The organism is Magnetospirillum sp. (assembly GCA_027532905.1).
Taxonomy (GTDB): Bacteria; Pseudomonadota; Alphaproteobacteria; order CACIAM-22H2; family CACIAM-22H2; genus Tagaea.
On record JAPZUA010000002.1, the window covers coordinates 32,906 to 48,118 of the forward strand.

General features: G+C 58.0%; 14 protein-coding genes. 7 read left to right on the forward strand and 7 right to left on the reverse strand.

Annotated features, from left to right (window positions below):
* Nucleotides 1–8: 8 nt before the first annotated feature.
* Genes O9320_08100 through O9320_08120 form a run of 5 tightly spaced genes read right to left on the reverse strand, consistent with a single transcriptional unit; the run spans nt 9 to nt 4,438 of the window.
* A complete protein-coding gene (locus O9320_08100; GenBank protein MCZ8310800.1) occupies nt 9–1,202 on the reverse strand; it encodes a CoA transferase in 1,194 nt (397 codons plus the stop codon).
* Between the two features lie 59 nt (nt 1,203–1,261).
* Nucleotides 1,262–1,621 carry a RidA family protein gene (locus O9320_08105; protein ID MCZ8310801.1) on the reverse strand — a complete coding sequence of 120 codons (360 nt, stop codon included), beginning with the start codon at nt 1,619–1,621 and terminating at the stop codon, nt 1,262–1,264.
* Nucleotides 1,622–1,629: 8 nt separating this feature from the next.
* A complete protein-coding gene (locus O9320_08110; GenBank protein ID MCZ8310802.1) occupies nt 1,630–2,412 on the reverse strand; it encodes a short-chain dehydrogenase/reductase in 783 nt (260 codons plus the stop codon).
* Nucleotides 2,413–2,446: 34 nt separating this feature from the next.
* Nucleotides 2,447–3,619 carry an acyl-CoA/acyl-ACP dehydrogenase gene (locus O9320_08115; GenBank protein MCZ8310803.1) on the reverse strand — a complete coding sequence of 391 codons (1,173 nt, stop codon included), beginning with the start codon at nt 3,617–3,619 and terminating at the stop codon, nt 2,447–2,449.
* 27 nt (nt 3,620–3,646) lie between these two features.
* Nucleotides 3,647–4,438 (reverse strand): enoyl-CoA hydratase-related protein, encoded by a 792-nt coding sequence (locus O9320_08120; protein ID MCZ8310804.1) that lies wholly within the window; start codon nt 4,436–4,438, stop codon nt 3,647–3,649.
* A gap of 483 nt (nt 4,439–4,921) precedes the next feature.
* On the opposite strand from O9320_08120, the gene O9320_08125 reads away from it, so the two are divergent.
* The 7 genes from O9320_08125 (at nt 4,922) to O9320_08155 (ending at nt 13,629) form a co-directional block, all read left to right on the forward strand.
* Complete coding sequence (locus tag O9320_08125) at nt 4,922–6,091, forward strand: ABC transporter substrate-binding protein (protein MCZ8310805.1); 1,170 nt, start codon at nt 4,922–4,924, stop codon at nt 6,089–6,091.
* A gap of 74 nt (nt 6,092–6,165) precedes the next feature.
* The gene (locus tag O9320_08130) at nt 6,166–7,041 is read left to right on the forward strand and encodes a branched-chain amino acid ABC transporter permease (GenBank protein MCZ8310806.1); all 876 of its coding nucleotides are present in this window, start codon (nt 6,166–6,168) and stop codon (nt 7,039–7,041) included.
* A gap of 6 nt (nt 7,042–7,047) precedes the next feature.
* A complete protein-coding gene (locus O9320_08135) occupies nt 7,048–8,010 on the forward strand; it encodes a branched-chain amino acid ABC transporter permease (protein ID MCZ8310807.1) in 963 nt (320 codons plus the stop codon).
* Nucleotides 8,007–8,798: an ABC transporter ATP-binding protein gene (locus O9320_08140; protein MCZ8310808.1), complete on the forward strand. Its 792-nt coding sequence runs from the start codon at nt 8,007–8,009 to the stop codon at nt 8,796–8,798. The genes O9320_08135 and O9320_08140 overlap by 4 nt, the downstream gene beginning before the upstream one ends.
* Nucleotides 8,782–9,486 carry an ABC transporter ATP-binding protein gene (locus O9320_08145; GenBank protein ID MCZ8310809.1) on the forward strand — a complete coding sequence of 235 codons (705 nt, stop codon included), beginning with the start codon at nt 8,782–8,784 and terminating at the stop codon, nt 9,484–9,486. Before O9320_08140 ends, O9320_08145 begins: the two co-directional genes overlap by 17 nt.
* 36 nt (nt 9,487–9,522) lie before the next feature.
* Entirely contained in the window at nt 9,523–11,541 is a 2,019-nt protein-coding gene (locus O9320_08150) for a hydantoinase/oxoprolinase family protein (GenBank protein ID MCZ8310810.1), read from the forward strand.
* A gap of 27 nt (nt 11,542–11,568) precedes the next feature.
* Nucleotides 11,569–13,629, forward strand: coding sequence for a hydantoinase B/oxoprolinase family protein (locus tag O9320_08155; GenBank protein ID MCZ8310811.1), 2,061 nt, complete (start codon nt 11,569–11,571; stop codon nt 13,627–13,629).
* 433 nt (nt 13,630–14,062) lie between these two features.
* Here O9320_08155 and O9320_08160 read toward each other — a convergent pair whose 3' ends face one another.
* Entirely contained in the window at nt 14,063–14,494 is a 432-nt protein-coding gene (locus O9320_08160) for a hypothetical protein (protein MCZ8310812.1), read from the reverse strand.
* 192 nt (nt 14,495–14,686) lie between these two features.
* Complete coding sequence (locus O9320_08165; protein ID MCZ8310813.1) at nt 14,687–15,151, reverse strand: hypothetical protein; 465 nt, start codon at nt 15,149–15,151, stop codon at nt 14,687–14,689.
* Nucleotides 15,152–15,213 lie beyond the last annotated feature (62 nt).

Below are 15,213 nucleotides of genomic sequence, written 5' to 3' on the forward strand. Positions count from 1 at the left end.
CCTGTGTTCTAGACGGCGCCAACGGCGCGTAGTCGGGCCTTATCCGCTTCGCTGAAACCGAGTTCGTCGAGCAGTTCGTCAGAATGCGCCCCCGCGTCGGGCGACGATTTATGAATGGCGGCGGGCGTCCGGGACAGCTTCACGGGCTGCCCTACGAGGGAGATTTCGCCACGAATAGGATGGGTACAGGGGACCGCCATACCTAGATGCCGAACTTGCGGATCGTCGAAGACTTCGTCCATTCGGTAAATCGGCCCGGCGGGAACGCCGGCATTTGCGAGATCCCGCATCCATTCTTCGCTGCTCCGCGATCTGAAAAGCGGCTCGATCATCGCCTTGATCTCGGGGCGATTCTTGAGGCGGGCCTCGCCCGTCGCAAATTTCGGATCGGAGACCCAATCGGGCTTTTGGAAGACGCCGCAGAGACTCTTCCAATGTCCGTCGCCGCCCACGCCGAGATTGATGAACCCGTCCGATGTGGCGAAGACGCCCATCGGCGTCGAGTACGGATGATCGTTGCCAGATTGCTCTGGAACGACGCCATCGACGAGATATCGAGCCGCCTGAAAGTCGAGCACCGCAATCTGGGCCTCGAGCAGCGAAGATTGGACCCACTGGCCCTCGCCGGAGCGCGCCCGCTCCTGAAGGGCTACGAAGATGCCGATCGCGGCATAAAGCCCGGACGAAATGTCGGCTATCGCTGCGCCTGCCCGAATAGGGCCCTGACCCGGCAGCCCGGTAACCGCCATAAGGCCGCCCATTCCCTGGGCGATCTGATCGAATCCTGGCAGCGATGCATACGGACCGTCTTGGCCGAACCCCGAAATCGACGCGAGTATGATGCGTTTATTGATCGCTTTTAGGTTCTCGTACCCGATTCCCAGCCTGTCTTTTACGTCAGGGCGGAAATTCTCGACGACGATATCGGCCGTTTCTACGAGGCGCTTGAAGACATCTACCCCCTCGGGCTTCTTCAGATTGAGCGTCAAGGAACGCTTGTTGCGGTGAAGATTGAGCATGTCGTAGCCGTGGCGGGGGCCGCTCATTCCTTCGTTCGGATCCGCGCCTGCCGTCGCGTCGATCTTGATGACGTCCGCGCCGAAGTCCGCGAAAACGCGGCAGCAGGCCGGTCCGGCACGGACTCGCGTCAAATCGAGGACGCGCAGTCCCGAAAGTGCGTTGGACGGTCCCTGGTGCGCCATCAGACTTCCTCCGAACACATCAATGGCGGACTTTCAGCCGCCAAAACATCGACTCGCGTTCAGGTCGATACCGCCGCCTGCACGAAAATCTCGACCCCGAAGCCCGGCGTGACGAGCTTTGCCTCGACGACCGCGCGCGCTGGCGTGGAGCCGGGCACTACCCATGCCATCCAGACGTCATTCATTTCGTCGAATCGTCGGAAGTCGGCCAGGAAAATCGTCGAAGTGATCAGCCTGGATTTGTCGCTTCCGGCGGCAACAAGAAGACGGTCTATGTTGCGCAAGATTTCGTGCGTCTGCGCAGCGACTGATGCGTTCTCTGAACCGCGCGCCACTTGCCCTGCCAGATGCACGACGCCGTTGTAGACAACTGCCTGGCTGCTTCGCGGCCCCGTCTCGATCCTGACGATATCGCTCATTGATTACCTCAAGCGTTACGGTTGCTTGCCCCGCCGTCCACCGTGACGATCGTGCCGCTAACATAGGCGGCGCGGGGCGACGCGAGGAAAGCCACGACGTCGGCAACCTCCTTTGCCTCTCCCATGCGTCCGAACGGAAGATCCAGCTTTCCGATGAAGTCGGCCCAACGATCCGGCGTCCCGTACGCGTCCCGGCTCCATCCTTCGAGCATGAACATCGCCCGATCCGTGGCGGTCAGGCCCGGATTGACCCCGACAATACGGACATTGTGGTCCGGCGAGCGAGCGCCAAGGGCTTTTGTCATGCTCATCAGCGCGCTGTTTCCAGACGAACCCAAAATGTAGCGCGACTGCATTCGCTCGCCGGAATTGCCGATGACGTTCACGATCACACCCGACCGGCGTTGCTTCATCTTCGAATAGAAGGCGCGTGTCATGTTTATGTAGCCGAAAACCTTTAGGTCCCAAGCGCGCCGCCACACCTCTTCGGTGATGTCGTCGATTTCGCCTGGAGGATTTGAGCCGGCATTGTTTACGAGAATGTCGACGTCGCCAAATTCGCTTGCCAATCTCGCCTGGTCGTCCGCCTTGCCGAGATCGGCGACAACAGTATCCACAGATCCGCCGCCGTTGGATCGCAGCGTTTGCGCTGCCTTTGCAAGCCTCTCCCCGTCGCGGGCCGCAAGAATAATGTTGCAGCCCTCGGCAACCAGAACTTCGCCGACGGCGAGTCCAATACCTTTGCTGCCTCCCGTAACAAGTGCTCTCCGGCCGCGCAATTGCAAGTCCATGGCATTCTCCTCGCTAAAAGGACCAACAGGCGACCTAGTAGCCCTTCGGCAGGCCGAGATCGTGGATCGCGATGAAATTCAGGATCATTTCTTCGGACACGGGCGCGAACTGGAAGAGACGCGCATCGCGCCACAGTCGCTCAACGTGCATGTCTTTCGCAAAACCCATGCCGCCCATCGTCTGCATCGCCCGCTCGATCGCTTGGGTCGCGCCGCGCACTGCTAGAAACTTCGCCGTATTCGCCTCGGAGCCGTAGGGCATGCCGTTGTCGTGGAGCCAGGCGGCTTTAAGGTTCATGAGGCGCGCGCATTCGATTTCAGCGTGGGCCTCGGCCAGCGGGAACTGAAGGCCTTGATACGCCCCAATGGGGGTGTTGCCGAAAACTTTGCGATTTTTTGCGTAGTCGACGCCGAGACGGAGCGCGAGCTTGCCGGCGCCGACGAGTCCCGCCGTCGTCACGATTCGTTCGGTATTCAGAACCTCAAGAAGCTCGGGCCAGCCGCCGTCCACCGTGCCGACGACTTCGTCATCGCGTGCGAACACGTCGTCGAAATAGACATTGCTGGAAGGATTCGTATTTGTCCCGACCTTGTCGATCTCACTATGCGTCAGCCCGCCGCGGTCCCGGTCGATCAAGAACATCGTTATGCCTTGGGTCCGGCGCGGTGCATCTTCGATCTTCGTCGTTCGCGCGATCACCAAGACTTTCTGCGCTTGCGGCATGCATGTAATCCAAATCTTGCTGCCGTTTATCTTCCAGCCGCCGTCAGCGCGGCGCGCGAAGGTCTTCATCGCCAGCGTGTTCGATCCGACGTCCGGCTCCGTCAGTGCCATCGCGAAACGCATGCGCCCTTCGACGAGTGCGCGGAGCATTTCGTCCTTCTGCGCTTTGGTTCCGAACTTCACCAGCGGAACGCCGCCGAAGATCGGATTGTTCATGAAAATCTGGCCAAGCGTCGAGCCGCCGCCGCCGACGGCAAGATTCTCGATGATCAGCGCCATTTCGAGCATTCCGAGCCCGGAGCCGCCGTACTCCTCTGGAAGAGCAACCCCTGCGAGGCCCGCGTCACAGATCGCCTGCCAGAACTCCCCAGCGAACTTCTTGTTCTCATCGCAGTTCCGCCAGTAGTCCAAGCCGAATTTGTCGCCGACCTTTCGCGCCGTATCGATAAGGAGTTGATGTTCGCTCGTCAGTGAAAAATCCATAGTCGATCTCCATTGCAAATCGGCGTGTTACTTTCCGGTAAAGACCGGCTTCCGCTTCTCTAGAAACGCGCTGCAGCCTTCGTGTGCATCCGCGCTGTCGAAAACAATGCTTGCCATGGCTTTCTCGTGCGCCAGCGCGGACGTCAGCGTCATGTCGGCACCATCCGTCAAGGTCCGCTTGAGGATCTTCAAAATCAGCGGCGATTTAGCCGCGATCTCTTCCGCAAATCGGAGGGTTTCCGGCATGAGCTGTGCGGGCTCTACGATCCGGTTGATCAGCCCGATCTCCAGCGCGGTTTCGGCTGGAAAATGTTTTCCCGAAAACATTATTTCTTTGGCACGGCACAACGGCACCTGCCGCAGTAGCCTCTGCGTGCCACCGGCGCCCGGAATGATTCCAAGCGTAATCTCAGGCAGTCCGAAGCGGGCAGTGGATGCAGCGAATCGGATGTCCGTTGCCAAAAGCAGTTCGGTCCCGCCGCCCAGTGCGTAGCCATTGATCGCTGCAATAACCGGCTTGTCGCAGACTTCAATGCGCCGAAACACTCGGTGGATTGTCTCCGCGAACTCCTGATAGTGGGTGAGCCCACCCCGTGAGTTGAGGTCGCTTATGTCGCCGCCGGCGACGAAGGCTTTTTCGCCAGCGCCGGTGACGACGATGACGCGGACAGTATCGTCGGCTTCGAGCGTGGCAAAGGTTTTCTCGAGGACCAGGAGGGTCGGCACATCGAGGGCATTTAGGGTTTTTGGGCGGTTTATTGTAAGGATGGCGACCGCGCCGCGAACTTCGGAGAGAATCACGTCATCTGCCGTGCTCATTCGATTTTCCCTTTCATGTCGACTGTCGAATCGACTGGCATTCGACAGTCATCGTCCGGCTGCGTCAGCAGTCGCGTTGATGCGCGTCGCGCGATCTCGTCTTCGACATGGCGGACGCGCGGACGATTGATCCGGAAGCTCAGGCTGACGTTCCTCCACTCGAGAAAGCATATTCTCACCTCAAAATAATGAAACATGATTCATGTTTCAATGTTTTATCGACATCGCAGCTTGACAAATGAACCATGGTTCATGTTTCATCAATGTCAATGGACGAGATATTCCCGTCCCGTCGGAGGGCGAACATGGTTCGGCCACAAGTTCCGCAAACTCAGCGCTTGATCTTTCAAGCGGCGCGGCGCGTTTGTTTTGAACGCCGCACTGGTTGCGGCATGTCGGACCGGCGGCACGGATTTGGCATTACGGATTTGGCATTGAAGTCGCACGGAAGCTCAAAAACATAATCCACGAAGGAGGCGGAGCATGAATCGCGGAAAACTTTTTATGGGAGCAATGCTTGTCGCGGGTGGGGTACTTCTTCATAACCCGACCGGCGCAGCGGAAGTTGGCGTGACCGACAATGAAATTCTCATTGGCGCGTTGGGTGTCTTGACCGGACCGCTTTATCATAACGGCAAGACGATCTACGACGGGGTCGAGTCGGTTTATAACGAAGTGAACGCCGCTGGTGGGATTCACGGCAGGAAACTTCGTTACGTAAGAGAAGATGATGCGTGCAGGCCTGATCAGGCAGTGGCAGCCGCGAAGAAGCTGATCCACCAGCACAACGTTTTCATGATTCACGGTGGCGGCTGCTCGAACGCCAGCCTGGCGGCGATGCCTGACATTGTCGCTGCGAAGATCCCGTGGGTGATTACTGCATCGACTGCTCCCCAGCTGACCGATCCGGTCAACCCAATGATCTTCACGACCATGCTTGCTGGCTGGATGGAGACGGAGGGGCAGCTTCAGCGCGCGATCGATCTGGGAGCAAAAAAGATTGCGATCGTAAGGCAGCGGGATGCTTGGGCGGACAGCCGTTATGCGCCGCTGCTTGAAAGCCTCAAGACCCGGAACATCACTGCGGTTGCAGATGAGGATCTGTCGCCGGATCCGAGCGACGCAACGGCGGTGGCGCTGCGGCTGAGGGCCTCTGGTGCTGACGCGGTTATTGCCGTTCTCTTCCCCAAGGCGGCAACGATTCTGATGCGCGACATGTACAAGATTGGATATCGTCCGATCGTGGTCGGTGGATCGGCAATCAGTGACATGCGTGCGATGGAACAAAGTATTGGGGTCCGTGGCGCGATGGACAAGTTCGAGGCGCTCGCTCCCACCAAACTTCCGGACGATCCGTCAGTTGCCAATTGGAAGGAAGTCGTCAAGAAGCACTATCCTTCTGACACATTCATGACTTGGCACCTGTTTGGCGTGGCGAGCGCCGAGTTCGTTGTTGCTGCTCTTAGAAAGGCCGGGCGGGATCTCACGCGTGAGAGCATCGCAAAGGCTATGTCGGATCTCACGGTTGAAAGCCAAGCGTATGCCGGCCCAATCTCTTGCAAGCCAAGCAATCACCAGTGCTACCGGTCGATGGCGTGGTTTTCTCTCCGCGGTGGAGACGTAATCCAGGTTGGTACAACTAATCTGAAGTGATGCAAGTCAAGGGGCAGGGATTGAAGACCGATCCCTGCCCCTAACTGTTTTTGTTTACAAAGGATCCAAGCCCGATGTTTCCATTTTTGCTGACGAGTGGCCTCACGACAGGCGCGCTGTATGCAATGGTCGCAATCGGTCTCGTGCTTGTATATCGATCAACTGGTCACATAAACTTTTCGCATGGCGAACTCTTTATGCTCGGCGGGTTTTTCGCCTACAGCCTAATCGAGTATCTTGCCTTCCCATATGTAATTGCCCTCGTTATCGCTGTCGTCCTTTCTTTCGGTCTGGGCGTGATATCAGACCGCCTTGTTTATAGGCCGCTTATCAAGGCGCCTGCCCTAACAATGGTCTTGGCGACTGTCGGCTTCTCGTACCTTCTTAAGGGCATTGGTCGATATTTCTGGGGCGGGAAGGGAGAGTATCTCAGCATTCCTGCCTTCATCGACCCGGCTCCAATATTCATCTACGACATTCCCATTTTGCCGCAGCAGTTGATCGTCCTGGGTGCGGCGATCGTCTTTATGCTCGCCTTTGCGATCTTCTTTTCACGCACGCAAGCAGGCAAGATTATGCAGGCAACCAGTGAAAACAGCTCAGCGGCCTATCTTGTCGGCATTCGTGTTGAAAACGTCTACACCTGGACCTGGGCCATTGGCGCAGCAGTCGCCGGTGCGGCCGCCGTTCTAATGGCGCCTCTTACGCTGATTTCTCCAGATATCGGGGCCGGCTTCTTGATCAAAGCTTTTGCAGCGACGATCTTAGGCGGACTGGGAAGCATGGTCGGTGCAGTTGTCGGCGGGCTGTTGGTGGGGCTCATCGAGCAGTTTGCATCGGGCTACATTGACTCCGCCCTGCAGGAGATTGCGGCCTTCATTGTCATCATGGTGGTGCTTGTCTTCCGTCCCTCTGGTCTTTTCGGTGTTTATCAGCAGAGGAAGGCGTAAGGGAACATGCGTAAATTGTTGTCTCCAGTTCCCATCTTTGCCACGCTTCTTCTGATGGCTCTGATCGCGCCGTTCTTTCTCAATCAATACAAGATCTTTGTTGGAAACCTCGTCTTTATCTACATTATTCTGGCGCTTGGCCTGAATTTGCTGCTCGGATATGCAGGACTTCTAGCGTTCGTGAACGCTGCGTTGTTTGGCATTGGCGCATATGCAGCAGCAATCGCTCGTACGAAGCTCGGCATTCCCTATGGGATTGCCCTGCCGCTTGGTGGATGTGCGGCGATGGTTATTGGCGTGCTCGTAGCGCTCCCCGCGTTGCGACTTTCCGGACTCTATCTGGCGCTCGCGACGGTTGCTTTTGCGCAGTTTGCTGTTTGGGTATTCGCCCACTGGGACGCTGTGACCGGAGGGCCCACCGGCATCCGAATGGCAGCGATCAACTACGGAACTCCGGGTGCTTGGGAGACCACGCACTATTACGTCAGCCTGGCAATTGCCGTAGGCTTGACTGTCGTCACGCTTAACATCCTGCGATCCCGATTTGGGCGCGCATTCGTCGCGATTCGCGAAAGCGAGGTAGCGGCTGAAGGCCTTGCGATAGATCTCACTCGAACCAAAACGACTGTCTATGCACTGAGCGCCTTCTATGCCGGGACGGCCGGCGCACTCTTCGCGCCAATCCTGACGATCGTAGTTCCGGAAAGTTACGATCTCTTTCAGGTGATTGTGCAGTTTGCTATGGTTGTCGTCGGCGGGCTTGGTTCGATCACCGGCGCCATTCTCGGCGCAATCGGGCTGATTGGTGTTCAGGAAGTATTGCGGACAACAAAAGAACTCCAAGAGATTGCGTTCGGGGGAATGATCCTCCTCACCGTCCTGTTCCTTCCCGGCGGGCTCGCCGGTCTCTTGCGGAAGCATCTTCACGAATGGCGCGAGCCTCTGCGTCGGAAGGGCGACCACAGATGATCGCCGCCCATCCCAAAATCGAAGTTCGAAAGCTCGGCGTCAGTTTCGGCGGCGTTGTCGCCCTCGATGAAGTGTCTTTGGAGATCGCGCCTGCGGAAATTCGCGGAATCATCGGTCCGAACGGTGCGGGAAAAACGACGCTCCTCAATGCAATCACTGGCGTTAGCAAACAGACCTCCGGAGAAATTCTTCTGGATGGAAGTTCACTGTTCGGGTTGAAGTCGAGCGAGATTGCATCTCGGGGAATGCGCCGGACGTTCCAGTCGAGCCAACTCTTCAAGGGCATGACGGTCCTTGAGAATGTGATGGCCGGACTGCATTCAACGATGAAGACGAACCTTCTGGATGCGATATTCACCACCGGAAGATTGCGCCAGGAAGAACGTGCGGCCGCCGACAAGGCGTGGGCTGCTCTCGAGTTCGTCGGAATGACACAGTTCGCTGATCGTGATGGTGGCGAGCTTTCTTTCGGGCAGCAGCGAATTATCGAGATTGCTAGAGCTCTTGTAAGTGAGCCGAGCGTGATTCTTCTTGATGAACCTGCCGTCGGGCTATCCCTCAATCGTGTTGTCGAACTTGAAGAACTTCTTCGGAAGGTTCGCGGCGAACGAGGCGTTACTGTCGTTATGATTGAGCATGTCATTCGCGTCGTCATGAATGTCTGCGATCGAGTGACCGTCATGGCTTCAGGGCGCAAGATTGCCGAAGGAACCGCCGACGAAGTGACATCAGACCGAAAAGTCATCGAGGCCTATTTGGGAAGCGGGTTCAATGCTGACCGTCACTGACCTCAATGTTTGGTATGGGCCCACTGAGGTGGTCCGACGTGTCAGTTTTGAGGTGCCGGCCGGGCGCATAGTCGGTCTGATGGGTGGCAACGGCGCTGGAAAGTCGACGATCCTCAAGGCGTTGAGCGGCCTTGTGCAAGCTCGCTCCGGTTCGATCTCTTGCAACGGGGTCTCGCTGATGGGCCGGCACCCAAGAGAAATTGTAGTTGCCGGAGTGGTGCAGGTTCCACAAGGGCGTTTCGTTTGGCCCGGCATGTCTGTCCGAGACAACCTAGACCTTGGCGCAGTAACGCGCTCAGACAAGGCAGAGAAGAGCAGGACAATCGAGGAAGTGATGGCTCTGTTCCCGACGCTTGCTCGCAAAAGTGGGGATCGCGCTGGATTGCTTTCCGGTGGCGAGCAGCAGATGGTTGCCATTGGCCGGGCGATGATGTCGAAACCGCGCTTGATGATGATGGACGAACCTTCCGCTGGTCTTTCGCCAAAGGTCGTTGAGGAGATGATCGACGCCATCCGAACCCTCAACAGGGGCGGCCTCTCAATTCTGCTTGTTGAGCAGAATGTTGGGGTTGCTGCGGCACTGGCCGAAGAAGCGCATATCCTTGCAAATGGGGAAATTTCTTTCACGACAAGCGGGCGGCAACTTGCATCCGATCCGCAAGTCATCCGGAGCTATCTCGGGCGGTAGTTCCGGTCCTGAATTCGCTAGAAAGGCAGTTTGAGCATGCTGTGGATTGGTATTGACGTTGGCGGCACCTTTACCGATGCAGTTGCTTACGACGATGTCGGAAAGTCTTTTGCTTATGCCAAAGCCTCTTCGACGCCGTCGGACCCGACGATCGGCGTGATTGACGTTCTCGATCTGCTCAAGGCGGATATGGCGAACGTCGAGCGATTTGTGCATGGCGTCACAATCGGCACGAACGCAATCCTTGAGGGCAAGGGTGCGGAATGCTGGATGCTTGTGACAAAAGGCTTCAAGGACGTTCTTGAGATCGGACGAACGAACCGTCCTGTTCTGTACAATATTCGATCGCAGAAGAAGCCACCGCTCATACCACGAACCAGAACTCGGGAAGTCGACGAGCGTCTGCTCTATGACGGTACCGTCCTGCAGAAGCTCAACGAAAGTGATGTGGCAGTTGCGGTTTCGGATCTGCCGAAACACGACAACTTGGCAGTGGCAGTATGCTTCTTGCACAGCTACATCAATCCAGAGCACGAGCGCGCCGCCAAGGCAGCCCTTGCGTCGGCGCTTCCGGATGCTTTTGTCTGCACGTCTTCGGATGTTTTGCCCCAGTTTCGCGAATACGAGCGCTTCAATACGACCGCGCTGAACGCCTATATCGGACCTTTGATGCGGCGATATCTGTCGCGACTCAAGTCGAGCCTTGAGAGCAAGGGATTTCGACGCGATCTCTACATCATGACTTCAAACGGCGGCGTTTCAACGGCCGAACGCGCGAAGCAGCTTCCCGTTGCCACGGTTCTTTCAGGGCCCGCTGGGGGTGTCGCTGCAGCCGTGCATCTTGGCGGCTTGCTGGATGTGCCGAACATCATCACTTGCGACATGGGCGGAACCTCGACGGACGTCTGTCTCATTGAGAATCTCAGGATACCTGTCACGAATGAGCAGAAGATCGCCGAGTATGCCAACCGTACGCCCCAGATCGAGATCAATGCTGTGGGCGCGGGTGGCGGATCGATCGGATGGATCGATTCAGGCGAAATTCTCATGGTTGGACCGCAGAGTGCCGGAGCAGCTCCAGGGCCTGCCTGTTACGGTCGTGGAGGCACCCAGCCAACCGTTACAGACGCCAACCTTGTACTGAATCGTCTCGCGGCCGAGTCGCCGTTGGCCGGTGGCCGCATCAAGCTCGATCCAGAGCTCTCGATGCGGGCTCTCAAGCCATTGGCTGAAAGGCTCGGGCTCGACGAGATCAAGCTTGCTGACGGAATAATCCGGATTGCAGTGGCGCGGATGGTGTCTGCAATCAAGCAGATATCCATCGCGAATGGGTTTGACCCAAGAGAATTTACGCTCCTTCCCTACGGTGGTGCCGGACCGATGCATTCGGTCGCGATCGCGGAAGAGCTGGAGATTCCGCGCGTGCTTGTTCCGCTGGGGCCCGGAAATTTCGCGGCTTTCGGGTCGCTCATATCCGACATTCGCCGGGACTATGTCCGTACGCGGACGATGCATGTCACTCCCAACTCTTGGAACGATCTCGACGCTGCATTTGCGGATATCGAGTTGCAGGCGACGAAAGATCTCATAGCCGAAGGTGTCCCAGAGGACAGGATTCGCATGCGCCGTTCGGCTGGCATGCGTTTTCTTGGACAAAGCTGGGAGCTGAATGTCGAACTCGGGCAACACGACAAATCTATCGACCGGTTGATCGCCGCATTCGGTGAGGTTCACGAGCGACGATTTGGCCATCGTTCCGGAACGAACGTGGAGATCGTCAACTTCCGGGTTACTGCGGTCGGGCTCGTCGATAAGCCGGGGCTGCACAGGCTGCCGACCGCTTCGCCGCGTTCCGACGCTTATCTGCGCAAGCGCGACGTCTTTTTCAATGGAGACTTCGTAGCGACGCCGGTTGTCCAGAGAGACCGTCTTGTACTGAACGAAACGATCATAGGGCCCGCCGTAATTGAAGAAAGCGGATCTACGACCGTTCTTCCGCCAGGTTGGAAGGCCGTCGTACTTGCGCACGGCGAACTTATGCTCGAGCGTATTTGACGCAAGACGACAGCGAGGACTATTGCCGTGAAAAAGAATCCAGTTAAGGCAATCGACCCGATCACCCTTGAAGTGGTTTGCGAAGGGTTGGTGGCGATTGTTCGCGAGATGCGCGCAAACATCATCCGTGCGTCTTATTCATCCGTGATCTATGAGTTTGACGATTTCTCCTGCGCGCTTTTTGGTCCAGACGGCCAGATGGTCGCCCAATCCTGGGATCATCCCGGCCATGTTCTGCCGTTACCGTGGGGCGTCAGGTGCGCATTCGAAGACTTCAAGGACGACCTGGCGCCGGGCGACGCGATCCTTCTGAATGACTCGTACCGCGGCGGGACCCACCTGAACGATGTGACCCTGCTGTGGCCGGTTTTCGACGAGAACGGCAAGCTGATGATTTTCCCGGCAGTCCGGGCGCACTGGGTGGACGTCGGAGGAATGGTGCCTGGCAGTTACTCCGGCCTCTCGACCAACATCTATCAGGAAGGCGTCCGAATTCCGCCGATCAAGATCTATGAGCGGGGCAAGATCAATCGGGCGGCTATGTCGCTGCTGATGGCAAACATGCGGGTCCCTGAAGAGCGGGAAGGCGACCTGAATGCCTCTTTGGGAGCCTGCAAGGTCGCGGAAAGCCGGATCAGGAAGCTCGTCGGCAAATATAGCGACAAGACCGTCTCGGAAGCGCTCTCGATCAATCTTGATCGAACGGAGCGTCGGCTCCGAGACAAGATTCGGGAATTGCCTGATGGCGACTACTACTATGAAGACTATTTGGAGTTCTTCAACGCTGGGAAGTTGGATCCAGTTCTTGCGCGCATAAAGCTCACTGTCGCCGGGGATCAGATAATCGCTGATTTCGCGGGAACGAATCCCCAGGTGCCGGGCGTGGTCAACAGTTCTCTCGCCGTTGCAGGCGCGGGCGTGTTTGTCGCAGTAAAGTCGATGCTCGACCCGGGAGGGGCCGTCAATGAAGGTGCGTTCCGGCCGATCACACTGAAGGCGCCACCGGCGTCCATCTTCAATGTCGCTCTGGATGCCCCTGCAGGCGCACACGGAGAAGTTCGCAAGAGAGCGGTTTCCGTTTCGTTGGGCGCACTTGCGCAGATTATTCCTGAAAAGATTTCCGGAGACCTGTGCGGCAGTTCATTCCCCAACGCTATTGGCGGCTGGAACAAGCGCCGCAATCGCCAGTATGTCTATTACGAGTCGCCGGCCGGCGGAAACGGCGGACTTAGTGATGCTGATGGTCCGAGTGCATTCGTCAATATCGACTTCGGGAACCTACCCTCGATCCACAATGTTGAAGCGATCGAGAATGAGATGCCGCTCGTTATCGAGAGCTGCACTTTGAGGACCGATGGCGGCGGCCCCGGAAAATTCCGCGGAGGCGTGGGCATGGTTCGCCGGGTTAGGCTGCTTGATGATGAGGGGCAGTACTCGGTTCTCAGCGATCGCGCCGTGATTCCGCCTTGGGGGGTCGTCAAAGGTGGTTCTGCGAAGCCCTATCATTTGTCATTGGAGCGGGATGGAAAGCAGTCCGATTTCGCCACGCCTGGAAAAGTCACGGGGCATCCGATCTTCCAGAACGACGTCGTCGTCATTCGTTCGTCCGGCGGCGGCGGTTATGGAGACCCCTTGGAACGCGATCTCTCCCGCGTTGTCGCGGACATTGAGTATGGGTACGTATCGGCGGAGGCTGCAAAGGACGTCTATGGTGTGATCCTGAAGAGCGACGGTCTCGTCGATGAGTCTGCCACAAAGAAACAGCGGGCGGCTCTTGCGGCAGGGCGCCACTACTTCCGCTTTCGGAACGAGGATGCTGTCGAACCATATGTCGGTGCGAAGGGTAAGCGCCGCATTCTGACCATGGATCCGAAGGATGCGGCGGCGCTCGGAGTGTCGCCGGACGATCTCGTCGAAATGTACGGACGTAACCCGGCGCCGCTTCGTGCGTGGGTGCGCATCGCACCTGGCAAGTCAGGCGAGATTCCGATGGATGATTTCGGCCGACGTGTTCTGGGAGTTAAGGAAGGCGACAATATCCTGGTTCGCTTTGTGCCGACGCCGAAGGTCGAGAAAGGCTATGCCTAGTATTGGGCTGTTCGCCATCGGCGCCCGTTGGACAGTGTAAGTTGTTCGCGTCCCGGAGTGTTTCCGGCTCTTCGTCACCTTGAAAGGGGTAAGGATGAGACCAATGAAACAACTCCCGCCGCCATTGGCCGACGCATCACGCGATATGTGTGAAACGGATGCGTTCGAGGCGGCGATGGATGCGAAGATTCTCGTCTTCGACCAGATGAAATGATCCCGCGGAGCCGGATTGAGTGCTGAACATCGCTCTTGATTGCATGCCTAGAAGTCGCATGATAATCGCTGCAATGATTTGAGGCTGCGTTCAACTAGCTCCGAAATCAGTCACTAAACAGGCGTTAGTGCCTTGTTTAATCGACATTGAACGGGAAAATCGCAATCTCTTGGTCGGGGGCTCAAATCCCTCCGCCGTGACCAATTCTTCTGTTTGAATTCAGAGCCTGAAGCTGCTTCGGCAGCGATCGGCAAACGCAAGAAAATGACGCCAATCGTCATGCGTCAGCGCGTGGCCGCCTTGGCGCAGATGGGTCCCTATCGCCTCGCTTGCACCGTAAAGATCGTAGACGGGCCGTGCCGCTTCGAGACCCGCCAGTTCGCCCGCCGGGCCCGCCCACGCGTCGTCGTGCGCGCGTGCGACGTAAAGTGGGCGTGGGGCGACGAGGGCCAGGACGATATGTTGGTCGGCCGTCAGCGCCGTTTCGCGGCCCGCAAAATCGCGCAAGGCGGGGGCAAACCAATGCGGGAAGCGCGCGAACAGGTCGCCGATCGCCTCGCCTTCGCGCCAACGGAAGGGCCGCGCACCGCCCGCACCCGAGTTGTTCGCGACGGCACCGGCGATGCGCGTGTCGCACGCGGCGGCCCACAAGGCCGCTTTGCCGTGGCGCGAATGGCCGATCGCGATCGCCTTGTCGGTAGGGACAAGGCCGCTTTGCGCGAGTGCGTCCAGTACCAGCGAAAAGCCCCAGGCCCAAAACGCGATCGCACCCGCCGGCGTCGCGTGTTTTTGTCCGCGTTCGGCGCATAGTTCGGGATCGTCCGGGCAGATGTCGCCGTCGTATCAAGTTGCGGCCGCATAGCCGCGCGCCAGGATCTCGGCAAGTGGCCAGCGTGAAGCGTGCACGCCGCGCGTGGCCTCGGTGGCGCGGTTGTCGGCAATGCCCCAGGCAGGCTCGGGCCGCATCCAGCCGCGATCGAGCGGGATTGCAGGATCGGGATCGATCGACGCATTGCCCGCGAAATTCGGCCCGAAAAACACAGCGTGGGCCGGTCGGTCGGGCAGATAGAGGGCAACGTTCGCGGGCGGCAAGGCGGGGTCGAAGGTGACGGCAATGGGGATGCGCGCACCGCGCCTTGCGCCGATCTCGACGCCTGGGGAAGTTGCGGGCGGCAGCGGCCCGTAGATTTCGCGTGTGCAGGCCGCAAGCCAGTGTGGGCGCAGCTTGTCACGCCATAAATGCACGTCGCGCACCCGCGCGCCGTCGGGGCCGCACAGCGGATCGGGCAGAGCGGGGTGTGCGGCCAATGGTCATTCCTTTGCGATTGACAGCGATCTTCCCCGGATGTCAGCTTGTTGCCAAGAAAAAC